The 22,327-nt window shown below is 73.7% G+C and carries 22 protein-coding genes; 6 read left to right on the forward strand and 16 right to left on the reverse strand.

Annotated features, from left to right (window positions below):
* Positions 1-23: 23 nt before the first annotated feature.
* Positions 24-548, forward strand: a complete 525-nt coding sequence (locus tag IH48_RS0110125) for an isoprenylcysteine carboxyl methyltransferase family protein (RefSeq protein ID WP_030902047.1) — start codon at positions 24-26, stop codon at positions 546-548.
* Positions 545-1,567, forward strand: coding sequence for an NAD(P)/FAD-dependent oxidoreductase (locus tag IH48_RS0110130; protein WP_030902049.1), 1,023 nt, complete (start codon positions 545-547; stop codon positions 1,565-1,567). The genes IH48_RS0110125 and IH48_RS0110130 overlap by 4 nt, the downstream gene beginning before the upstream one ends.
* 307 nt (positions 1,568-1,874) lie before the next feature.
* Here the strand turns inward: IH48_RS0110130 and IH48_RS0110135 are convergent, their stop codons facing one another.
* From IH48_RS0110135 to IH48_RS0110150, 4 genes are all read right to left on the reverse strand, one after another.
* Positions 1,875-3,125: a DUF4032 domain-containing protein gene (locus IH48_RS0110135; protein WP_030902051.1), complete on the reverse strand. Its 1,251-nt coding sequence runs from the start codon at positions 3,123-3,125 to the stop codon at positions 1,875-1,877.
* A 273-nt stretch (positions 3,126-3,398) separates the two neighbouring features.
* Positions 3,399-4,232, reverse strand: a complete 834-nt coding sequence (locus IH48_RS36950) for a glycoside hydrolase family 75 protein (RefSeq protein WP_037841449.1) — start codon at positions 4,230-4,232, stop codon at positions 3,399-3,401.
* Positions 4,233-4,302: 70 nt separating this feature from the next.
* Complete coding sequence (locus IH48_RS0110145) at positions 4,303-4,776, reverse strand: NUDIX domain-containing protein (protein ID WP_030902055.1); 474 nt, start codon at positions 4,774-4,776, stop codon at positions 4,303-4,305.
* A gap of 209 nt (positions 4,777-4,985) precedes the next feature.
* Positions 4,986-6,806 carry a hypothetical protein gene (locus IH48_RS0110150; RefSeq protein WP_051839489.1) on the reverse strand — a complete coding sequence of 607 codons (1,821 nt, stop codon included), beginning with the start codon at positions 6,804-6,806 and terminating at the stop codon, positions 4,986-4,988.
* A gap of 346 nt (positions 6,807-7,152) precedes the next feature.
* Here IH48_RS0110150 and IH48_RS0110155 point away from each other — a divergent pair, with 346 nt between their 5' ends.
* Positions 7,153-7,602: an ATP-binding protein gene (locus tag IH48_RS0110155; RefSeq protein ID WP_051839490.1), complete on the forward strand. Its 450-nt coding sequence runs from the start codon at positions 7,153-7,155 to the stop codon at positions 7,600-7,602.
* Between the two features lie 184 nt (positions 7,603-7,786).
* Here IH48_RS0110155 and IH48_RS0110160 read toward each other — a convergent pair whose 3' ends face one another.
* The 8 genes from IH48_RS0110160 to IH48_RS0110195 form a co-directional block, all read right to left on the reverse strand.
* On the reverse strand, positions 7,787-8,656 hold the full coding sequence (locus IH48_RS0110160) for an ABC transporter substrate-binding protein (protein WP_030902060.1): 870 nt from the start codon (positions 8,654-8,656) through the stop codon (positions 7,787-7,789).
* Positions 8,657-8,810: 154 nt separating this feature from the next.
* Positions 8,811-9,221 carry a PTS-dependent dihydroxyacetone kinase phosphotransferase subunit DhaM gene (locus IH48_RS0110165; RefSeq protein ID WP_030902062.1) on the reverse strand — a complete coding sequence of 137 codons (411 nt, stop codon included), beginning with the start codon at positions 9,219-9,221 and terminating at the stop codon, positions 8,811-8,813.
* Entirely contained in the window at positions 9,218-9,862 is a 645-nt protein-coding gene (dhaL, locus tag IH48_RS0110170) for a dihydroxyacetone kinase subunit DhaL (protein ID WP_051839582.1), read from the reverse strand. Before dhaL ends, IH48_RS0110165 begins: the two co-directional genes overlap by 4 nt.
* Positions 9,863-9,864: 2 nt before the next feature.
* The gene (gene dhaK, locus IH48_RS0110175) at positions 9,865-10,857 is read right to left on the reverse strand and encodes a dihydroxyacetone kinase subunit DhaK (protein ID WP_030902065.1); all 993 of its coding nucleotides are present in this window, start codon (positions 10,855-10,857) and stop codon (positions 9,865-9,867) included.
* 387 nt (positions 10,858-11,244) lie between these two features.
* Positions 11,245-12,270, reverse strand: coding sequence for a cytochrome d ubiquinol oxidase subunit II (locus IH48_RS0110180; protein ID WP_030902067.1), 1,026 nt, complete (start codon positions 12,268-12,270; stop codon positions 11,245-11,247).
* Between the two features lie 54 nt (positions 12,271-12,324).
* Positions 12,325-13,749, reverse strand: coding sequence for a cytochrome ubiquinol oxidase subunit I (locus IH48_RS0110185; RefSeq protein WP_420705464.1), 1,425 nt, complete (start codon positions 13,747-13,749; stop codon positions 12,325-12,327).
* 478 nt (positions 13,750-14,227) lie between these two features.
* Complete coding sequence (locus IH48_RS0110190) at positions 14,228-15,142, reverse strand: DUF5753 domain-containing protein (protein ID WP_030902071.1); 915 nt, start codon at positions 15,140-15,142, stop codon at positions 14,228-14,230.
* Positions 15,143-15,293: 151 nt separating this feature from the next.
* A complete protein-coding gene (locus tag IH48_RS0110195) occupies positions 15,294-15,530 on the reverse strand; it encodes a DUF397 domain-containing protein (protein WP_030902072.1) in 237 nt (78 codons plus the stop codon).
* 260 nt (positions 15,531-15,790) lie between these two features.
* Here IH48_RS0110195 and IH48_RS33135 point away from each other — a divergent pair, with 260 nt between their 5' ends.
* From IH48_RS33135 to IH48_RS0110210, 3 genes are all read left to right on the forward strand, one after another.
* Positions 15,791-16,345, forward strand: a complete 555-nt coding sequence (locus IH48_RS33135) for an ATP-binding protein (protein ID WP_199809925.1) — start codon at positions 15,791-15,793, stop codon at positions 16,343-16,345.
* Positions 16,346-16,445: 100 nt separating this feature from the next.
* On the forward strand, positions 16,446-17,285 hold the full coding sequence (locus tag IH48_RS0110205; protein WP_234434196.1) for an SAM-dependent methyltransferase: 840 nt from the start codon (positions 16,446-16,448) through the stop codon (positions 17,283-17,285).
* A 145-nt stretch (positions 17,286-17,430) separates the two neighbouring features.
* Positions 17,431-17,661, forward strand: a complete 231-nt coding sequence (locus tag IH48_RS0110210; protein ID WP_030902075.1) for a hypothetical protein — start codon at positions 17,431-17,433, stop codon at positions 17,659-17,661.
* Positions 17,662-17,760: 99 nt separating this feature from the next.
* Here the strand turns inward: IH48_RS0110210 and IH48_RS0110215 are convergent, their stop codons facing one another.
* From IH48_RS0110215 to IH48_RS0110230, 4 genes are all read right to left on the reverse strand, one after another.
* The gene (locus IH48_RS0110215) at positions 17,761-18,123 is read right to left on the reverse strand and encodes a DUF6233 domain-containing protein (RefSeq protein ID WP_030902077.1); all 363 of its coding nucleotides are present in this window, start codon (positions 18,121-18,123) and stop codon (positions 17,761-17,763) included.
* Between the two features lie 142 nt (positions 18,124-18,265).
* A complete protein-coding gene (locus IH48_RS0110220; protein ID WP_030902079.1) occupies positions 18,266-19,141 on the reverse strand; it encodes an SGNH/GDSL hydrolase family protein in 876 nt (291 codons plus the stop codon).
* Positions 19,142-19,322: 181 nt separating this feature from the next.
* Positions 19,323-20,597, reverse strand: coding sequence for a M50 family metallopeptidase (locus IH48_RS0110225; protein WP_199809926.1), 1,275 nt, complete (start codon positions 20,595-20,597; stop codon positions 19,323-19,325).
* Entirely contained in the window at positions 20,594-21,721 is a 1,128-nt protein-coding gene (locus tag IH48_RS0110230; RefSeq protein WP_030902083.1) for a HesA/MoeB/ThiF family protein, read from the reverse strand. The genes IH48_RS0110225 and IH48_RS0110230 overlap by 4 nt, the downstream gene beginning before the upstream one ends.
* Between the last annotated feature and the right edge of the window lie 606 nt (positions 21,722-22,327).

Genomic DNA, 22,327 nt, shown 5'->3' on the forward strand with positions numbered 1-22,327 from the left:
GTGGAGCACCCAGGGGGGCGACGATGATCTGGTACACCGTCCTGGTCGCGGCCGTCGGCATCGAGCGCGTCGCCGAACTCGCCGTGGCCAGGAGGAACATGCGCTGGAGCCTCGCGCGCGGCGCCGTCGAGCGCGGCCGCGGCCACTACCCCGCCATGGTGGCGCTGCACACCGGCCTGCTGCTCGGCTGCCTCGCCGAGGTGTGGAGCGCGCACCGCCCGTTCCTGCCGGCCCTCGGCATCCCGATGCTCGCGGTCACCGTGCTCGCCCAGGGGCTGCGCTGGTGGTGCATCAGGACGCTCGGGCCGCGCTGGAACACCAAGGTGCTCGTCGTGCCCGGGCTGCCGCTGGTCGACGCGGGCCCCTACCGGCTGCACGGCCTCAGGCACCCCAACTACGTGGCGGTCGTGGCCGAGGGCGCCGCCCTGCCCCTCGTGCACACCGCGTGGATCACGGCTCTCGTGTTCACGGTGCTCAACGCCTGGCTGCTGGCCGTGCGCATACGGTGCGAGAACCAGGCGCTGGCCCTGGCGGGCGCCGCCACGTGATCGACGTGCTGGTGGCCGGCGGTGGCCCCGCCGGGCTCGCCGCCGCGCTGCACGCGACCGCAGCGGGCCTGGAGACCGTCGTGCTCGAACCCCGCAGCGGCGCCGTCGACAAGGCCTGCGGCGAGGGCGTGATGCCGAGCGGCGTCCGGGCGCTCGCCGATCTGGGCGTCGAACTGCCCGCGGGCCACCCGCTGCGCGGCATCCGCTACGTGCGCGGCCGGCACAGCGCACAGGCCCTGTTCGCCCCCGGCCGGGGGCGCGGCATCCGGCGCACCGAACTGCACGCCGCGCTGCTGCGGCGGGCGGCGGAGGCCGGCGTCACACTCGTGCGGGGACGGGCCGAAGGCGTCGTGCAGGACACGGACTCGGTGGTGGCAGGCGGCATCAGAGCGCGCTGGCTCATCGCCGCCGACGGACTGCACTCGCCGCTGCGCCGCGCCCTCGGGCTCGACCTCGCACCGCCCCCGCGCGCGCCGCGCCGCTACGGTCAGCGCCGCCACTACCGGATGCCTCCCTGGACGGACTTCGTGGAGGTGCACTGGTCGCGCGGAGGCGAGGCCTACGTGACGCCCGTCGCCGGCGACCTCGTCGGCGTCGCCGTGCTCAGCGCACGGCGGTGCGGCTACGACGACCACCTCGCGGCCTTCCCGCGGCTGCGCGCCAGGCTCGCCGCCGAGCCCGCGACAGCGGTGCGCGGCGCCGGCCCCCTCAGGCAGCGCGCCCGCGCACGGGTCGCGGGCCGCGTCCTGCTGGTCGGCGACGCGGCCGGGTACGTGGACGCCCTGACGGGCGAGGGCATCGCGCTCGGCCTCGCCTCGGCGCGCGCCGCGGTCGCGTGCGTACGGGCGGGGCGGCCCGAGGCGTACGAACGGCAGTGGCACGCCCTGACCCGCCGCCACCGCGCGCTCACCGCCGCACTCGTGGAGGTGACCGCGCACCCGGCGGCCGCACACGCGCTCGTCCCTGCCGCCGCCGCGCTGCCGGCCGTCTTCACGGCGGCGGTGCGTGCGCTGCAGTGAGCACGCCCAGCCCGGCGGCCGCACCGGCCGTGCGCGTGCGCCGGTGCCCGCGTGTGCGTCACGACGCGTGCGGCGCGTGCGCCGAGGCCGCGCCATCGGTGCCGGTCGGGCGGCCGTCGCCGCACGCCCGCGGGGCCGGTGAAGTACGCCGTCCGGCGCTCGGCCCAGTGGCCGGGGGTGTGTGCGCCACGACGCGCGCGGCGCGTCCCGCGGCGGTGCCGGCAGGCGCCCGTTGCCCCACGCCCCCGGGGCCGGCGAAGGACGCGGCCCCCGGCCGCGCCCACCCGGCGCCTCGCGCCACGGGGCGTCAGGCCTCGTCGTCGTCCGGGCGCGAGGACGTCGCTGCTGCCGTCGGGCTGTGCGGCAGGACGTGCGCGACGTAGTCCGCCACCGCCGCATCGAGGCCGACGTCCTCGCCCGCCTGCTCCGAGAGGTACCAGCGGTGCTCAAGCACCTCGTGGTAGATCTGCGCCGTGTCCGTATCGCCGCGCAGTTCGCGCGGCACCGCGCGCACCGTCGGACGGAAGACGTCCCGCACCCAGCGGTGCGCCAGCACCTCGGGGCGCGCGCCCAGCGGGTCGCCCGGCGCGTAGTCGTCCTGCGTCGCCATCCACGACTCCAGATCGCCCAGCAGCCTGCGCGCCTGGTTCTCCTCCGCGTCGAGCCCCGTCAGCCTGAGCAGCTGGCGCTGGTGGTGCCCGGCGTCGACCACCTTCGGCAGGAAGCGGACGGTGTCCCCCTGCGGCGAGCTCTCGATGCGCATCTCCGCCACGTCGAAGCCGAGGTCGTTGAGGTTGCGCACCCGGCGGTCGATGTAGTGGCGCTTGTCGAGCGGGTAGACCGACTCGCGCGTGAGCTCGTGCCACAGCTCCTCGTAGCGCCCCACGATCGCCGCGCCGAACGGCACCGGGTCGATCGACGGGTGCAGCGCGCCCGACGCCTCGAGGTCCATCAGCTCGCCCGCGATGTTCACCCGGGCCAGCTCGATGTCGTACTCACGCTGGCCGCGGCTGAGGTCGTCATGGAGCTCGCCGGTCTCCGCGTCCACCAGGTACGCCGCGTAGGCGCCCGCGTCGCGGCGGAACAGCGCGTTCGACAGCGAGCAGTCGCCCCAGGCGAACCCCGCGAGGTGCAGCCGCACCAGCAGCACGGCGAGCGCGTCCATCAGCCGCTTGACCGTGGAGGGACGCATCGTCGACTCGAACATCGAGCGGTACGGAAGCGAGCCCTTCAGATGGCGGGTGACCAGCGCCGACTCGATGTCCTCGCCGTCCGCCGCGGTACGGCCCGTGACCACGGCGAGGGCCTCGACGGCCGGTATGCCCAGCCGGTGCAGGTCCCGCAGCAGCCCGAACTCCCGCACGGCGGCACGCTCGGTGATCTCCTTGACGGCCACGACCTCGGGCCCCGCCGAGGCGAACCGCACGACGTGGCGCGAGATGCCGCGGGGGAGCGGCACCAGGCACTTCTCCGGCCACTGTTCGAGCAGCGTGTTCCACGGCAGGTCGAGCAGCCGGGCAGGGTGCTCCGGATTGGTCGCGCTGATCTGCAGCGCCATCGCGCCTCCCGCGGGTCGTCCTGGCGGAATCGGGTGGGGTCGCGGGACGCCGGTGTCCCACCCACAGTGTGCCCGGTCCGTGCGCGGCGACTGCCCGCAGGGCCCGTGGCGGGAGGGCCGCGAAAAGATCTGCGTGAGGGCAGGCATGGGGCACCCGCGAGGGGGCAAACGGACCATCGACCCGGGCCCGCGGCCATCCCCCCGGCCGCCGGAGCCCGTAGGCCCCACCGGGCCTCCCCCCGGCCGGTGGGGCCAACTCACGTACGACGGCGGTTACTTCTTGCTCGCGACGAAACGCCGCGCCAGCCGGTCGCCTGCACTTACCGCCGCCGCATGGCTCTCCACGGGCCGCGCCTTCGTGTCCTTGAAGAAGATGTACGTCACGTCCTTCGGCGCCCCGCCGCCCGCCGGGTCGGCCGGGATGCCCAGCGCCTGAGCGGTCGCGTACGACGCCTCTCCGATGAGCCCGGCCGGGCCGGTGTCGCCGACCACCGCGTACTCCACCCGCCCGCGGTAGACGACGGCGGCCAGACCGCCTCCCCGGATGCCCGAACTCCGGTAGTCCCACGTGTCGCCCGGGTCCGGGACCACCAGGTACGGCAGCTTCGCCGCGTCCAGCGGGGCGCCGTCCGACCGGGTGAAGGCCGTCATGTCCTGGAAGGACCCGTCGGTGTCCTCGTTGCAGCGCCTGGTGACCTTGCCGTCGCAGTCGATGTCCATGTCGGCCTTCCAGTACACCGCCCCCGCGGTCGCGCACACCGGAACGGTCGGCTCGTCATCGCTGTCGTCCATCCGGTAGCGCCCGTCGGACACCTCGTCGCACTGCGCGGTGCGCGCCAGCAGCCGCGCCGCGCTCACGGTGCCCTCGCCGGGGGACGCCGCGGTGGCGCCCGCGGCCCCGGGCGGGCCCTGCGCGGGCGCGGCCGCCCGCGCAGGCGCGTCCGGCCAGGCCGGCTCGCCCGGGAGGGCGCCGTCCCGCTCGGGCGCCGCGCCGGGGCCGGTGCCCGCGACGGCCAGCGCGACATCGGTCAGGGACGCGTGGGGGACCACGGACGCCGCGGCGAGCAGCGTGCCTGCCGCGGCGACGACATGCGTGCGATAGCGCACCGGGAGAGGCCTTTCGTCAGGGCGGTACGGACATGGCGTGCGCGCGGTGCTCCGCTCGTGCGGGCGCGGCTCAGCCCGCCCCTGCGAGGTGCTGGTCCAGCCGTTCGAGGAAGACGCGCTGCCCCGCCACCAGGCGCTGCGCCGCCTCGCCCGCCTCCACCCAGGCCACCCGGTCGAGTTCGGGGAACTCCCGCTGGGTGCCCGAGCCGCGCGGCCACTCCATCGTGAAGGTGCCGAACACGGCGTCCGCCGTGTCGAGGTCGCCCTCGACCGCCCAGACGGTCACCGTCTTGCCGCCGCGCGTGCGTGATTCGCCGAGCGGGACCGGATGCCCGCCGGGCGCCGGGAGCCCCAGCTCCTCGCGGAACTCGCGGCGCGCGGCGTCCTCGGGCCGCTCCTCCTGCGTGTACTCGCCTTTCGGTATCGACCACGCCGCGGCCTCGCGGCCCGCCCAGAACGGGCCGCCCATATGGCCTATGAGTACCTCCGTGCCGGTGTCCGTGACCCGGTAGACCAGCAGTCCCGCGCTTCGCTTGCCCGACATGCCGTCAAGTCTGCTGCGGGCCGCCCCGCACCGCCCGGACTGATCCGCCGTACGGGCGCGAGTACCGCACGGGTCCGGCCGTTACGGGCATGGCGCAGGGCCCGGCCGGTGGGGCGTGGGGGGTGTGGGCCGGGCCCTGCTGTCGTGAGCGCCGTGGTGCCGCTCCGGGCCGCGGGGACGTCAGCCCGCGGCCCCCGGCCGGCGCGTGCTCACGGGTAGGACACCAGGTTGGACGGGGTGGTGCTGGTGCCCGATGTCCCCGCTCCCGTGCTGTTGATGACGTGGTTGTACTGGCCCATGCCGCCGAGGGAGATGACCAGCAGGTCGTGGAACTTCACGCCCGACTTCTGCGGCGCCTCGAAGCCGTGGTCGACCCTGATGCTGGGGTCGGAGGTGAAGTTGCAGTAACTGCCGAGCCCCCACGCCTCGTGCGTGCTGACCGCGTCGTCCACCTTGTAGGCCGCGTACCCGGCCGTCGAGCCGTTCTGGATCGCGGCCTGGTTCGGCGCGTCGTAGGCCAGCTCGTTCTGGAAGAAGATGGTCCGGCCGCCGTTGCCGCTCCACTCGACGCAGTACTTGTTGAAGTGCTCCACGAACAGGCCCGTCGCCAGCACGTCGGCGCCGTTGACCCGCAGGCCGTAGTCGGCCCTGTTGGTGTCCCAGCCGACGCCCGCGCCGTGGTCGGCGCGCCAGATCCAGGTGTGGTCGATGATGGTGTCGTTGCTGTTGATCTCCATGCTGGTGGTCGCCTTGCCGGCGCCCGCGCCGCCGATCCTGACGAACACGTCCTGCACGGTCGTCGGGTTCGAGCCGTGGCCCGCCGACGCGCCCGAGGGGCCGACCCGCAGCAGGTAGGGCGAGTTGGTGGTGCCCGCGTCCAGCAGGAGGCCCGCCAGCCTGATGCCGTCCACGTCGGCCGTCTGCATGGCGGTCACCCCGTTGTCCGGGATGATCGTCGGGTATCCGATGCCGAGCACGACCGTGTTCGCGCGGGTGATGTCGATGGTCTGGTCGACGTGGTAGATGCCCGGTGTGAACAGCAGGTTCAGGCCCTGCGACAGCGCCTGGTTGATGGTGGCGGCGGTAGCGCCCTCCTTCACCACGTAGAACTGGGACAGCGGGACGGACGTGCCCGGCGTCGAACCGTTCGCCCAGGACACCCCGCGTGCGTTGGTGCGCAGCGACGGCACGAACACCGCGTAGTCGCTGCCGTCGAGGTAGAGGTAGGGCTTCTCGCGGGAGACCGGCGTGCTGTCCAGCGTCGTGTACACGGGGTTGGGGAAGCCCTGCGCCGGGGCGCCGATCACACCGGAGAACACCATGTTCCAGACGCCGTTGCCCCAGCCGCCGATCTGGCTCTCGCGCGTGTACCACTGCTGCTGCGAGTAGGGGGAGATCGTGCCGTCGACCCGGCTGTCGGCGATGTAGCCGCCGCTCGCCCAGCCGTAGCCGTTGGGCGCCAGGTTCAGGCCGCCCTTGATGTGCATGCGGCGGAAGGGTGCGGCCTGGGCCACCGCCCACCGGTCCGTGCCGCTGACCGGGGTCAGCGCCATGTTCTCGGCCGAGCGCCAGAAGTTCTGCGTGGCGTTGCCGTTGAACCAGCCCGCGTCCACGGTGACATCGCCGTTGATCTGCACGTCGTCGGGGTTGCGGCCGAGTCCCGCGATCGACGTGTAGAAGCCGAGCTGCGCGTTGAGGCCGTTGTACGTACCGGGCTTGAACAGCAGGGCGTACCTGCCCGTGCCGAACTGGGCCGACTCCTGCTTGCTGAAGACCGAGTCGAGCGTGGACTGGATGCCCTGCGTCGACGGGTCGAAGACGATGACGTTGGGGCCGAGGTCACCGCCGCCCGCGACGGCCGCCGAAGCGTTCTTGGCGCGCTTCGCCTGCTTGTGGGGCGCGGCGTTCGCGGTGGCCGCGGGCAGGAGGGCGGAGCCGATGACGGCGCCGGCCACGGCGCCGGCGAACGCGCGCCTGCTGAGCTGGGGGGATGCGTCCTGACGTGCGGGATCCCGGGGAGGCTGCTGCATGGGGGTATGGACCTCCAAGGTCGCGAAAGGAACGGGGGAGAGGGGGACGGGTGCGGGTGCGAGGAGGGTGGGAGAGAACGAGAGAGCGCTCTCTGCGGGTAGCCAAGATGGTTCCCCTGTGTCTCGCACGCGTCAAGACTTGTGCACCAACCGGCCGTTCCGGCGTCCTGATTCGTCAACAAGTAACGGCGGGGCGCCGGCGCTTGGCCCCTCGCGTCCTTCCGTGCACGGGCGCCTGTTCGGCTTGTGACGGCGCGTCGCACGCGTGCCTGAAGATTGACTCGCGCTGTGCAGGGAACCTGGTGCACTGAGGCCGAAAACAAGGCTTGCGGAAGGAGTGGTCCGGATGCGTGCGAGCGGGCATGCCCACCGGTGTGCCGCGCGTGTCACCTACGCGCTGCCCAGTTCGGACACCTCGGCCGGCTGGGCGCGCTATCTGACCGACGCCTACCTCACACGCGACTGCGGGGGCGGCATCCCCCGCGAGCGGATCGAGGACGCGCGACTGGTCGTCTCCGAGCTCGTCACCAACGCCACCAGGCACGGCGCGGGCAACTGCCTGCTGCGGCTCACGGCCGGGCCGGGCCGCGTCACCGTGGAGGTGCACGACAACGGACCGGCCTTCCCCGCCCTCAGGAAGCTGCGCCCGGACGACCCCGTCCTCGCGCCCGAGTCCCCCGAGGCACTGCCGGAGAGCGGCCGCGGGATCGCGATGGTGCGCGGGCTCTCCAGCCGCTTCTCGGTACTCGGGGATCCGGGAAACGGCAAGACCGTGCAGGCGGTACTGGCGGGCTGAGCCCGCGAGCGGGCAGCCCGCGGTGGGCTGCCCGCTCGCCACCGCGCCCGGCGTGGCGCCGCGGTCGCCCCCGCACCGGGCGACCGCCACGGCCGCGCGGGTCTGCCCCACCGGGCAGTACGGCCGCCGAGCCCGGTGCCTCGGCCTTCCGGCGCGGCCTGCGCCCTCTGGGCGCGCCGGCCGGTCACATCGCGTCGGCCACCGTGTCGAGCCACCCGGCGTGCGCGCGGTGGCTCGCCGGATTCTCCGGGTTCCACGGGAGGACCTGCGCCCGCCGGGTCATCGCGCTCCAGGACGCGTTGCCCGCCAGCAGGCGCGGCGGGGCCGCGTTGGCGCGTACGTCCGCCAGCACGATGTCGGGCCGCAGCGCGGCGGCCTCGGCCCATTCGGCCGTGCGCCAGTTCGCCCCGCCCTCACCCTCCGGGTCCACCAGCTCGACCCCGAGCTCGCCGAGGGCGCGCAGGCCCGGCCACGTGGCGGGGCGCGCCAGGTGCGCCGTCCGCTCGTCCGCCGCTGACAGCGCCAGCACACGGGGCCGCGCCGGCCGCGAGGCCAGTGACCGCAGCCTCGCCTCAGCGCGCGCCAGTTCCTCCTCGCCGCGCGCGGCCGCATCCGGTTGCGCGCCGAGCGCCCGCGCCAGTTCCGTGAAACGTCCGCGCACCTGCGCGAGCGAACGCGACGTGCCCACGTCGATCACCGCCACCGGTACCTGCTCGCCGAGGTGCTTGGCGGCGTCGGGATCGAGCCCGTAGACCTGGTCACCGCCGTACGTCACCGCCACCACCAGGCCGGGTTCCGCCGCGGCCAGCGCCTCGATGTCGACGCCGCTGCCCGAGCCGAAGGACCGTATCTCCTCCAGCGGCAGGCCGCCGGCCTTGGCAGGGTCCTGCGCCCCGCCGTCGTGGTGGGAGCCGAAGACGCCCGCAGGGCGCAGGCCGTGGTCCCACAGCGTCGCGCCCGCCTGGATGTAGGCGACGAGCCGCGTGGGGCGGCTCGCCGCGGTGACCCGCAGGCCTCTGTCGTCCGTGAACTCCCAGGTGCTGTGCGCGTCCATGTCGCTCCCGCCCCGAGCGTGTCGCTCGTCCCGTCGCCGCGTCCCGTGCAGGGCGCGCGAGGCGCCCCTCAGTGACTGCCCAGCGAGGCGGGCGCGGATGCCACCGCACGCGCGCGAGGAGCCCGCAGGCGACGCGGGCCCCTCGCGGGGGCGGCTAATCCTTGTGGTAGCCGTACGCCTCCGACGCGGCGGCCGCCACCGCGTCGAGGTCGCCGCCCGCCGACGCGGTCACCACCGCGGCGACCGCGCCCTCCACGAACGGCGCGTCCACGAGGCGGGCGCCGTCCGGCAGCTCGTCCCCGTCCGCGAGCAGCGTCTTCACCGTCAGCACCGCGCTGCCGAGATCCACGAGCAGCGCGACGCCCGCGCCGCCGTCGACCTCGGCCGCGGCGGCGGTGATCAGCTCGGAGCTGGTGCCGAGCCCGCCGTCCGGCGTGCCTCCCGCCGCCGCCACCGGGGCCGTCGCCCCGCCGCCCGCGAGCCCCCTGGCCAGCTCGGCGACGCTGGACGCGACCGCCGCGCTGTGCGACACGAGCACGATGCCCACCTGGCCGCCGGCGCTCAACGCCCGGCCTCCGCCGTCTCGGCGAGCACGCCGATCAGCAGCGCCGCCGACGTGGCGCCGGGGTCCTGGTGGCCGATGCTGCGTTCGCCCAGGTAGCTGGCCCTGCCCTTGCGCGCCTGCAGGGGGGTCGTCGCCTCCGCCGCGTCGGCGGCGGCGCGCGCGGCGTCCGCGTACGACTGCCCGAGCCCGGTCACGGCCGGCTCCAGTGCGTCGAGCATCGTCTTGTCGCCCGCTTTGGCGCCGCCCAGCTGCGCGACCGCCGCGACGCCCTGGCCGAGCGCCTCGGCCAGCTCCGCCCTGCCGACGGCGGGCGCGTCGCCCAGCGCCTTGCCCGTGCGGCGCAGCAGCGTCCCGTACAGCGGCCCCGACGCCCCGCCGACCGTCGAGATCAGCTGACGGCCCGCGAGCGTCAGCACGGCACCCGGGGTGGCGGGCTCGTCCTTGCCCAGCGCGTCCGCCACGGCGCGGAAACCCCGCTGGAGGTTGCTCCCGTGGTCCGCGTCGCCGATCGCCGCGTCCAGGTCCGTCAGATGCGCGGCCTCGCGCTCCACCGCGGCCGCACAGGCGGTGAGCCACCTGGTGAAGAAGGCCGCGTCCAGGCCCGTGCCCGGCTCCTGCTCTGCCACGTCGTCTCTCCTCATGCTCAGCGGCCCCAGCGCAGGGCGGGCGTCGCCACCGGCGCGTCCCACAGGGCCAGCAGGTCCTCGTCCACCTCGCACAGGGTCACCGAGCAGCCCGCCATGTCGAGGGACGTCACGTAGTTGCCGACGAGCGTACGGGCCACGGAGACACCGCGCTCCTCCAGCACCCGCTGGACCTCGGCGTTGAATCCGTACAGCTCAAGGAGCGGCGTGCCGCCCATCCCGTTGACCAGCGCGATCACCGGTCCCCGCGGCTTGAGGTCGTCGAGGACGGCGCCCACGGCGAAGTCCGCGATCTCCCTGGAGGTCATCATGGCGCGCCGCTCGCGGCCCGGCTCCCCGTGGATGCCGATGCCGAGCTCCAGCTCGCCCTCCGGCAGGTCGAAAGTGGGGCTGCCCTTCGCCGGCGTGCTGACCGCGGTCAGCGCCACGCCGAAGCTGCGCGAGGCGGCGTTGACCTGCCGGCCGATCGACTCGACCCGTTCGAGCGGCATGCCCGCGTCGGCGGCGGCACCGGCGAGCTTCTCGACGAAGAGGGTGGCGCCCGTACCGCGCCTGCCCGCCGTGAACAGGCTGTCCGTCACCGCGACGTCGTCGTTGACGAGCACCTTGGCGACCTGGATGCCCTCGTCCTCCGCGAGCTCGGCCGCCATGTCGAAGTTCAGCACGTCCCCGGTGTAGTTCTTCACGATGAACAGCACCCCGGAGCCGCTGTCCACGGCGGCGGCCGCCCGGACCATCTGGTCCGGCACGGGGCTCGTGAACACCTCGCCCGGGCAGGCCGCCGACAGCATCCCAGGGCCGACGAAACCCCCGTGCAGCGGTTCGTGCCCGGACCCGCCGCCCGAGACGAGGGCGACCTTGCCTGCGACGGGCGCGTCACGCCTGACGACCACCCGGTTCTCGACATCGACGGAGAGGGCGGGATGAGCGGCGGCCATGCCGCGCAGCGCGTCAGCCACCACGGTCTCCGCCACGTTGATCAGCATCTTCACGGGAATCTCCTTACAAGGTCGTGCCCACGACTGCGATCCGCGGCCATCAGATCATCCCCGTGGACGAGCGCGCCGGCAGCGCTCAGCCGCTCCTCGCCGCCGCGCGCTCCTCACCTGGGACATGTCCTCAGTATCCGCCGCCCACTGGCCCCCGTCATGGCGACGGGCGGCGGAGCGCGAGCCCGGGCCGCGTGTCGGCCACCGCCCTGTGGGCACTCGGCCGTTCAGGCGGCTTGCCGCGCCTGCGGGAGGTGACCCTGGCCGCTGCCGAGGGACGTGGGCCCCGTCGATCGCCCACGAGGTGCGGCCGGACCCCGCGCGGCTTCGGCGGCGCCGCGCACAACGGTGTCGGCGACCGGCTGATCGTGCCCCGCGGCCCCGCGTCGGTCAGCCGGTGCTGTCCGTGCCGGCGTCGGCATGCGCAGGCTGCTCGCGCTGGAAGGTCGCGTACAGCAGCCACAGCGACGGGACGAGGAGCAGGAACCCGACGGCCAGCGAGATCAGGCATGCCGCCAGCACCGCGTCCGTCGAGGCGGCGTCGCTGACGGTCGTCGACGGCACCAGCATGTTCGGGTACTGGGCGGCGCCCCAGGACCACAGGATGGCGGCCACCGCGAGCGCGGCCACCGCGCGCGCCCACACGAAGTGGTCCCTCACCAGCAGCACGAGCCCCGCCACGCCGGCGACCGCGCTGACGACGACGAGCGGCAGCGCCCGGTGGGTGAGGCCGTGGAAGAGCACCGTCGCGTCCTCGTGCAGGATCGCGATGCCCGCCAGCGCGACCACACCGCTCGCCAGCCCGCTCAGCACGGCCCTGCGGCGGAACTGGGCGGCCAGCGCCGCGTCGCCGCCGCGCGCGGCGTCCTGGCACAGGTAGACGGCAGCGAGGTGCGCACACGCCAGCACCGCGAGCACGCCGCCGAGGAACGAGGTGGGGTTGGCCCAGCTCGTCACGGTGTCTCCCGCCGCGATACCGGCCGGCACCCGGCCCGAGGCGACGCCGCCCGCCACCGTGCCGAGGAAGAACGGCGTCAGGACGGACGAGAGGGCGAAGCACGCCCCGAACAGGCGCTGCTGCCACAGCTCGACGCTGGCCTTGCGGAAGGCGAACGCCGCACCGCGGGCGATGATGCCGAGGGCGGCCAGCGTCAGCGGGATGTACAGGGTCGACAGCACGGCCGCGAAGACGGGCGAGAAGCCCGCCCACAGCAGGACGAGCACGAAGATCAGCCAGACGTGGTTGGCCTCCCACACCGGCCCGATGCTGTGCTCGATGAACCGGCGCTGCGGCAGGCCGCGCGTGTCGCGTCCGGCGAGCAGGTCCCAGAACCCGGCGCCGAAGTCGGCCCCGGCGAACAAGGCATAGCAGGTGAGACCCGCCCACGTCACGGCGAGCGTCAGATCTGCGAGCACGGTCGTCTCCCGGTGTGTGCGGGCTCGATGGGAACAGGCGGGACGCGAACCGGGTCAGGCCACGGGGTACTCCTCGACGTCGCTCTCCTGCGGAGCGACGGGCACGGGCGTGTCGCGGGTCATCCGCCGCAGCACGTACACCGCGGCCGTGGTCATCGCCGCGTAGACGAACAGCACGAGCCACAGCCCGGTCATCAGCCCGGGAGCCGGATTCACCGCGTCGCGGACCCGCATCACACCCCACACCACCCACGGCTGGCGCCCGAACTCCGTGACGCACCAGCCGCACTCGAGGGCGACGACGGCCGCGGGCCCCGCCACGGCGGCGAGCAGCAGGAACAGCCGCGTGCCCCGCACGGCGAGCGGTGCGGTGCCGGTGCGCCTGCCCCACCACCACGCCAGCAGCAGCCAGACGCCCATCAGCAGGAGGAAGCAGCCGAGCCCGACCATCACGTCGAACGAGAGGTGGACGCTGGTGACGGTCGGCCAGTCCTCGCGCGGCACCCGGTCGAGCCCCTTGATCACGGTGGAGGGCCGGTAACCCACCAGCAGGGAGAGGCCGTCGGGGATCTCGAGGCCGTAGCGCAGCCGGTCGCCGTCCGCGAAGCCGAGCACGGTCAGCGGCACGTGGGAGTGCGTGTGGAAGACCCCTTCGATGGCGGCCAGCTTCGTCGGCCGGAAGTGGGCGAGGAACCGGGCCGCCCAGTCCCCGGCGACCAGCTGGAACGGGGTCACGACGGCTCCCAGGACGAACGGGATGAAGAACCCCGTGCGGTGGTAGGTGTCACGGCGGCCGCGCAGCAGGGCCACCGCGTACACGGACGCCGTGAGGAACGAGGAGACAACCAGGGCCGCCAGCACCATGTGGACGCTCTGCGGCGGGCTCGCCGGATTGAGCATCGCCGCCCAGGGATCGACGTGGACGACCCGGCCGCCGCGCAGCGTGTAACCGCGCGGCTGGTTCATCCACGCGTTCGCGCACACCACGAAGAACGCGGACAGGATGCCCGCCACCACGATCGGCACGCCGGTGAGCAGGTGCAGCCGGGGCGGCAGCCGGTCCCACGCGTACAGGTAGATGCCGAGGAAGATCGCCTCGATGAAGAACGCGATGCCCTCCAGCGCGAACGGCAACCCGATGACCTGGCCGAACCTGCCCATCAGCCCCGGCCACAGCAGCCCCATCTCGAAGCTGAGGATCGTCCCCGACACGGCCCCGACGGCGAACAGCACGCCCATGGCGCGCGCCCAGCGCCTTGCCAGCAGCCGGTGTGCCGGATTACCGGTGCGGATCCCGTACCACTCGGCGGCGAGCGTCAGCAGCGGCAGGCCCACGCCGAGGCAGGCCACCACGATGTGCCACGCCAGGGAGAAGCCCATCTGCGCCCGCGCGGCCGAGAGGTCACCGGGCGTCACGCCGCCCGGCGCCGCGGAAGGCGGCAGGAGGACTGCCGCGAGCAGGCTGGCGGGCTGGGACACGGGCGTCTCCTGGGTACGGGCGCCGGTGGCCGCTCAGGGTCCGGGCGGTCGGCGTGCTGAGTGCCGCAGTATTCCACCCGTAACGCCCCATATGCGCGCATTGTCCCTGCGGGTCGCTCCTGGAAGGAGCCAAGGCGGGGTCCGCACGGGCGCCCTGCGCCTCCACGCGACCCGGAACGGGAGGCACGAGCCGTCCTGGCACCCGCGAGGAGGCACACCCCTGCCGTCGCGCCGGTCACCGAGCGCGAGGAGTTCCCCGGAGCGCGGCGCCCCGCGGCTGTGCCCCGGCCGCCCGCAGCGGACCTGGAGGGCGCCGCGTGGCTGGGCGCGACGAGCGCCGGCGCACCCTGGTGCTGCCTGCACCGGCACGCTCGACGCGGGGGCCGGCCCCGACGTGCCGCGAACTCACCTCAGGGCCTGGCCCGTCGGCAGTCTCACCACCCTCGTGATGCCCCCGTGCACGACGGCGGAGGCGGCGTCAGGAGTACTGGTCGATGAGGCCCTTGAGGTAGTCCGCGGCCTCCTGGGGCGGGTTCGCCTCGGTGACCAGCCGGTCCATGATCAGCGAGTACTGGTCGATCTCTTCCTGCTTGTCCAGGTAGACCGCGCCCGTCAGGTTCTCCAGGTAGACCTTGTCGGGCAGGTCGGGCTCGCTGAAGCGCAGGATCGTGATCGGCGTGCCCGCCGCGGCCATCGCGCCCACGCTGAACGGGGCGATCTGCAGGGTGACGTTGGGCAGTTCGGCGACCTCCATGAGGTGCTCCATCTGGCGGCGCACCACCGCGGGCCCGCCGAACGGGCGGCGCAGCACGGCCTCGTCCACCACGGCCCACAGTCTCGGCGCCCCGCCGCGCGTCAGCAGCTTCTGGCGCTCCATGCGCAGTTCGACGAGGCGGTTGATCTTCGACTCCGGCGCGTCCGGGTAGCCGAGACGCGTGACGACGCGGGCGTACTCGGGCGTCTGGAGCAGTCCGGGTAGGAACTGGACCTCGTACGTGCGGATGAGGGACGCCGCCTCTTCGAGGCCGACGTGCAGCTCGAACCAGCTCTCCAGCACGTCGTTGTACCGGTGCCACCACCCCGGCAGACTCGCCTGCCTGGCCATCTCCACGTAGTCGGCACGCTCGGCCTCGTCCAGGACGTGGTACAGCGTCAGCAGGTCGGCGACGTCGCGCTGTTTGAAGCCGACCTGGCCGCGTTCGAGGCGGGTGATCTTCGCGTCCGACGCGCGGATCTCCTTGCCCGCCTGCACGCGGGTGATGTCGCGCTCCTGCCGCAGACGGCGCAGGCGCCCGCCCAGCAGGACGCGCAGCGCTGTCGGGCCGATCTGGGGCCGGTCCAGGTAGTGCCTCAGCGAGGACTGCTCACCGTTCGGCCGCGGCATGGCGGTCATGACAACTCCCGTATGGCGACTACGTGGACACGAACACCCCAGTGTTCCACCCCGGACCCCGTCGCGTACAGCAGGGGCACGGATCGTCGCTCCGGGTGAGCACGGGCCCGCCGCCGCGGATGGGCGCGGGCCCGCTCGCCGTGGGCGGGTGTCAGCCGGTGAACCCGTCGAACTCGCCGTCCTTCGCGCCCGCGACGAACGCGGCCATCTCGGCGCGCGTATAGACGAGCGCGGGGCCCTGCGGATGGCGGGAGTTGCGTACCGCGACGGCGCCGTCGGGAAGTGCGGCCAGCTCGACGCAGTTGCCCCCTGGGGCGCTGTGCAGGCTCTTCGTCCAGGTGACGCCCTCGATCAGGTCGGACCGCGTTCCGTTGTCGGTCTTCCGCATGCCAGCCGCTCCTCTTGTCTCTCGGGCGCCGCCTGGGCAGGCGTCACCTTCTGCAATTGCATCTGCACTTGATGCAGCAATTGCGTTCCTTCGACTGTAATTGCAGATGCAGTTGCGGCACCATCCCCCTCAGGTGGATAGTGGGCGGCGATCACCCGCTTGTGATGACCGGCTGCTCCACGGAGATCGCGATGACATGCCGCCCGAACGGACCATCAGGTGCCTTACACGGGGCCACCGTCGACCGTCTGCTGCAGCGCGTGTCCCGCGACGCCTTCCCGCAGGACGGCACGGTCACGGCCCCGCGCTTCACGGCGCGCGCCCTGCCCGCCGACGGCCAGGCGGTCGGCGAGGGACGGCAGTTCACCGGCTCCACGCTGCACGGCTGGTCGCTGGGCCCCATGGTGGACAACGCGGCGCTCATCGTCTCGGAGCTGCTGAGCAACGCGCTGCGCTACGGGCTCGGCGCGCTGCCGTCGCGGCACGCGCCCGCGCCCGCGCTCTGGCTCGGCCTGCTGCGCCGCCGCGGCACCGTGCTGTTCGCTGTCTGTGACCGCAGTACGGCGGTACCCGAACTCAGGGAGCCGGACTACTTCGCCCAGTCGGGGCGCGGCCTGCACATCATCGACTGCCTGAGCGAGACATGGGGCTGGACCACGCCCGGCGCCGACGGCAAGGCGGTCTGGGCGGCGGTCGCGTGCGGCGAGGAGCCCGGGTCCGCCGCCGCGCCGGCGCCCGAGCCGGCGGGGGAGCGCGAGACGGCGCCCGCGCCCTGCGAGCTGGTCGGCCCCCTCAGGGGCGCGCGATGGCGGTAGGCGCGACGCCGGTGGCTGCCCGTGTCCGCCGAACGGTCTATGGTGCGGGGGAGTTGGCACGGGAAAGGGTGGGAGCGCGATGCCGGACACATCGGATTGGATGACACGGGGTGACAACCGCGAGCCGGTCGATCTGAAGACCGACAGGCCGCATGCCGCGCGCGTCTACGACGTGCTGCTCGGCGGCAAGACCAACTACGAGCCCGACCGCGCCATGGCGGCGCAGGTCGTCGCCAACGTGCCCACCGCGCAGCCGACCGCCAGGGCCAACCGGGACTTCATGCTCAGGGCGACGCGGTACCTGGCGGCCGAGGCCGGCGTCCGGCAGTTCCTCGACGTCGGCACCGGCATCCCGACACAGCCCAACCTGCACGAGGCCGCCCAGTCCGTCGCCCCGGACAGCCGGGTCGTGTACGTGGACAACGACCCCATCGTGCTGGCCCATTCGCGCGCGCTGCACACCAGCGATCCGGAGGGCCGTACGGCCTACATCGACGCGGACGCGTCCGACCCGGACGGCATCCTCGCCTCGCCGCTGCTGCGCGAGACCCTCGACCTCGGCCGCCCGGTGGCGCTCAGCATGTGCCTGCTGCTGCACTGGCTGCCTGAGACGGCCGACCCGTACGCGGTCGTGCGGCGCCTGGTCGGTGAGCTCGTTCCGGGCAGCTTCCTGGTGATCACCCACCTCGCGCGCGACCTCGACCAGGACGGCGTGGGCGGCCTCGAGTCGGACTTCGAGTCCTCGGGCTCCCAGCTGCAGGGTCGTACCAAGGACGAGGTCCTGGGCTTCTTCGACGGCCTCTCGCTGGTCGAGCCGGGTCTCGTGGTGCCGCACATGTGGCGCCCGGAACCCGTGGCTCTCGACATCGGCAGCGCGGACATGCGGGTGGACGAGCACAGGGCGCCGGTCTGGGCGGGCGTCGCCGCCAAGAAGGACTGAGGAGCCGCTGGGCCCGGAGGGCCGCGGCCTGCTGAGGGCGGAGCAAGAACCTCACCCGGAAGAGGCAACTCGCCGCCGGATTCGGTACGCGTGCCGCGCGACAGGTGAAGGAACCCAAGTCCCTTTCACCAGCAGGAGGTACCGAATGCGCACGAACATCGCCCGCGCCGCGGCCGTCGTCGCCCTGGGCATGGCCGCCCTCGTCCCCGTCACCGGCACGGCGTTCGCGGACGGTCACGGCCACCACCACGGCCGCCACGCCCACCACGAGCACGGCGTCGGCTTCATCGGCGGGCACGGCAGCTACACCAACCTGGGCGGCCCCTACGGCATCACGCACGCCGAGGGCGGCTTCCTCGCGGGCGGCGCCCACTAGTCGCGGTCCGAGACCCGGACGTCTGTACGAAGGCCCCGCAGCGCTCCCGCAGCGCCGGCGGGGCCTTCGTGCGTTCGGGTGCGGGCCGCCGGGCCGCCATCACTCCAGCACGCCGAGATCCCGGTCGGGCCGGCACGACGGGCAGGCGTGCACGCCGTCCCGGCCGAGCGCGTCCAGCGCCTGGGCCCGCGTGAGCGGCCGCATGCCGGGGCGCAGGTCCCAGCACCCGCCGGTGTGCAGCCACACCGTCGTCCCCGGGCGCGGTCCCTTGGCGTCGCTGATGATCCAGTCCCCGGCGGGCGGGCGTGCCTGCTGCCGCTTGCGGTGCTCCCGCCGCTCCTCGTCCGCCGCGCGTTCCTCGTGGGCGATCCAGGTGTCGATCCGGCCGAGCTCCTGCTCCACGTAGCGGCGCAGGAACCGCAGGAGGGCGAGGCGAGAGGGTGGCGGTGTGCCCTCCGTCATCCGGCCCGCACCCGGCCGGAGCGCCGGGGGAGGGGCGCGACCGCACGACATAGTTCGTTCATGCGTTCGATATTAGAGCGCGGCTCCCGGCGGCGCCACACTGGCCCGGCGCCGCCGGCGCCGGGCCAGTGCGATCGGCCGGTCAGCTTGCGTCGAGCACCTTCAGGGTCTGGGTCGCCATCTCCCGCTCGCCGAGCGCGTTCGGGTGGACGGGCACGTAGTTGCTGCCGAAGAGCACCGGTTCGATCCAGCGCGTGCCGACGGGCGCACACGCGTCGTGGCCCTCGGACACGCCCGACAGGTCGACGAATGTCGCCCCCGTGTCACGGGCGGCCCGCCGCACAGCCGCGTTGAGGTGTGTCTGGATGTCCCTCACGTACGGCACGTCACCCGAGGCGATGGGCATCTTCACGAAGCACGACGGGTCGGCCTTGGCGGGCACGATCCACGGGTAGCCGAGGATGGCCACGCGAGCGTTGGGCGCCTTGGCCCGCACGGCCCGCAGGGCCGAGCGCACGGCGGGGTACGTGCTGTTGTCGATCGTCCGGTCGAACGAGTCCCCGTACAGGGCCTTGCACGGCGCGCCGTTTCCGACCGTGACGATCCCCGCGGAACCGCACGCGAGGAGCGCGTCGATGAAGGTGCCGTTGTCGTTCCCGCCGATCGTCATCGTGACGAGCCGGGTGCTGTCGCCCAGGGCGTCGAGCTGCGGGGCGACTCCCGGGTACTGGGAGCCCGCGAAGTCCTTGGTCTCGGCTCCGCCGCAGGTCACGTCGGTGAGCCGGTCTCCCGTGCGGGAGGCGATGACATGCGGGTAGTCGGCCGTCGAGCGGGCGCAGAGCAGCGAGGCGGTGGGGTCGAGCGGCAGGATGCCGGAACCCGCGCTGTAGCTGTCGCCCATCGCGACGTACGGCAGGGGGGTGGCGGCCTGGGCGGTGGGGGCGGTGAGTCCGAGCGCCACCGCGCCGGCGGCTGCGGTGGCGGCGGTGAGTCCTCGGATCAGGGCGCGCATCGACATCTGCGGTCTCCTCGGGTCAGGCGTGAGGGTGCCCGGCGGAGCCGGGCATGAAGTGAGCGGCGCCCTGCGGAAGTTACTTGCGAGTTACTTCTCGGTCAACGGTTTGCGCAAGATCGCTCGTGTACGTCTGGAAAACGCCCGCACCGCGCGGAGGTCACGGCGCGCGGACGAACCCGTCGTGTCAGCGTGGAGCGCGGGCCCTGGCCGGGGCCCGGCGCAGCACGCGGCGGGCCAGCCGGGCCGCGCGCACACGGTGCCGGCGCCACCACAGGAACGCCCAGGCCGCCTGCCCGCCGCCGAGCACGGTCAGCACGGCCGTCGCGTCCCACCTGTCCCACGTTCCCCGCCCACCGGCCAGATGGCGGACCGCACCGGAGAGCAGCCCGACGTCGGCGGGCAGCGTCACCGCCGCCATCGTCGCGAGACAGGCGGCCGTCCCGGCCACCAGCAGCACGCTGAACGCCCTGACGGCCCACCGCTCCCGCGACCCGAAGCCCTCGCTCGGATCCGTCGGCGCGGGCCTGCCGCGCAGCCGGCGCCCGGCCCGCGCCACCAGGTGGCGCGCGTACGCCGTGCCGTCGCCGTACAGGTCCTTCGCGCCCGCCAGGTCCTCCAGCACGAAGTACACGTCGGTGCGCATGAACACCATGAACTCGAACGGCAGCGAGAGCAGCGAGACGACGGCGATCGCCGCCACCAGACGGTGGGGCAGCCCGCCGGGTGGGAGACCCGCCGCGAGCGCGAGCACGCACCCCGCCGAGACGGTGAGGTTGAAGGCGATGCCCGACAGGTAGACCGTCAGCCGGTGCCGGCGCGGCGCCGTCACGATGCCGCTCACGTCGGTGTGTGCGACGAGGAACTGCAGCCGCGTCCCCATCCTGATCCGGCCGGGCACACCGGCCGCCCGCGCCGTCACCAGGTGGCACAGCTCGTGGAGGAACACCAGCGACCAGCCGCACACGAACTCCACCGCGAGCACCACACTGCCGTGCCGGCTGAACAGCAGGTCGTGGTACGAGGGCAGCAGCGCGGGCCGCCGCGCCACCGCCACCACGGCGGCGAGCACCGCGAGCAACGGCACGGCGGACACCGCCGGACGCAGCAGCCAGCGGACGTGCCCCTCGCGCAGTCGCGGCCAGGTCGGACGCACCGGGGGCGGCGACGCCACCGCGACACCGTCGATCGCCGCGACGAACCCGAGATCGACCAGCGCGGCGACGAACGCGGCCAGGTCCAGTTCGCGTCCCGTGCGGTCCACGAGCCCCTGCCTGGCCTGCCGGACGGTCAGGCCGGCGGCGAGAAGTTCGACCGCGTCGTGGCCGGCGTCGGGCAGTGCGACGAAGTCGCCGGTGTCCATCCGGCCCACGATCCACTCCGCGCCGTCCCGCCTGCCCCGCAGCGGATGCAGGGTGACCCGGCTGTCGTCCGCGCCCGCCGCGCCCGCCGCCGTGCTCACCGTGCGCCGTCACCGCAGGCCGGGCAGTCGGCGAGACGCGGCCCGTGGTCCCACACCGTGTCGCTCGGCAGCGCCAGATTGACACCGAACCCGCTGCCCGACGGCAGCGCGGGCACGCCCGTCAGCAGCGCCAGCACCGCGTGGGCGAGCAGCATGCCGGACATACCCGCCGAGACCGCGTTCACGGGGTTGTGCGACAGGTGCGCCGAGGCCAGTTCGGGGTCCTGGCCCGGCGCGAGGCGCAGGTCCGCCTCCGCGTAGGCGCTGGTGTGCCGGCACTCCCAGCACGCGCCGTCGCCCGGCCTGAACGCCTGCGCGCGGACTGCGGGGCCGTGATAGCCCGCCGTGGCCCACGGTGTGCCGGTCGCGAGGCACGCCGAGTTGGCGGCGCGGCGGATGTCACGCGGCTGGTCGGCGGCGAGCGCCAGGACGTCGAAGCCCGCGACCAGCGCGGCGATTTCGGCACTGCCGGATACGGTCCGCCGCTCCGCTGTCACCTCGATGTCACGGTTGACCGCACGCAGCCGCCCGGCCGCCGCCGCCACCTTGGGGCGGCCGATGTCGCCCTCCTCGTACAGCACTTGGCGGTTCAGGTTGGACAGCTCCACCACATCGCCGTCGACCAGGTGCAGCGACCCCACGCCCGACGCGGCCAGCGCATGCGCCGCCGAACCGCCCGTGCCGCCGACGCCGAGCACCACGACGCGCGCCTGACGCAGCTGCCGCTGTACCTCCCACGCCGAGGCGCGTGCGGAGAGGTCGCTCCAGCGGTAGAACGCCACGCTACGCCCGTACCGCTCCTGCTCACGCGCGGAGAATCCGTCGGGACAGGCGGCCGCGTCGTCCACGTACCCGGCGGACACCAGCTGCCCGAGCGCCGCCCGCACTGCGTCCTCACCGACGTCCGGGTGCGCCCGGCAGACGTCCGCAACGGCCTCGGGCTCCGAGCGGCTGCCGTCGAGTGCGCACACCAGCGACCACACCCACCCGAGCGGGTCGGCGATCTCGGAGCCGATCCCGTACACCACACCCCCGATGCGCACGTTGCCGTCCACCGTCCGGTACGCGGCGTGCTCCGGCTTGACCCGGGGCCGCGCGAGCCGCGGCGCTGCGGGTGTACTCACACTGACCGACCCCCTGGGAACGTGGACCGGCCCCTCGGGACGTGAGGGACCGGCGAGGCGCCCACCGCACGCGGCAGGCGCCCCCTCACCGCGGGGCCTGGTCCGGCCCCGTCTCGCACAGCACGGCCCCGTCAGGTGCCGTTGGCGTTGCTGTCGCCGGTGGTCTCCTTCTTGTCGAGCTTGCGGATGACGATCACCTCGGCCATCCGGACTCCTCTCGCTCGCGGGCGGCAACGGCAGGGTCAGGCACTGCTCTGGTTGCTGCTGCTGGTGGTTTCCTTCTTGTCGAGCTTGCGGATGACAATCACGTCGGCCATGCGGACTCCTCTCGCTCGTACCGCGCGGCAACGGCCCTGTCAGGAACCGCCGTTGCCGCCGCTGTCGCCGGTGGTCTCCTTCTTGTCCAGCTTGCGGATCACGATCACGTCGGCCATGGTGCCTCGCTTCCGCCGGACGGTGCCGGCATCGGGGACACGGGCGGTCGGCGCCCCGCGTCCGATTCCGCTGTGGCTGTGGCAGGCGGCCCGGCTGCGACCGCCGGCGCGCCTGCCGCCACCACTGTCACCGGAATGCCGGCTTCTGTCGAGACCCCGGCGGATCGCGCCG

It is taken from the genome of Streptomyces sp. NRRL F-5126 (assembly GCF_000721265.1).
In the GTDB taxonomy this organism is placed as follows: Bacteria; Actinomycetota; Actinomycetes; order Streptomycetales; family Streptomycetaceae; genus Streptomyces.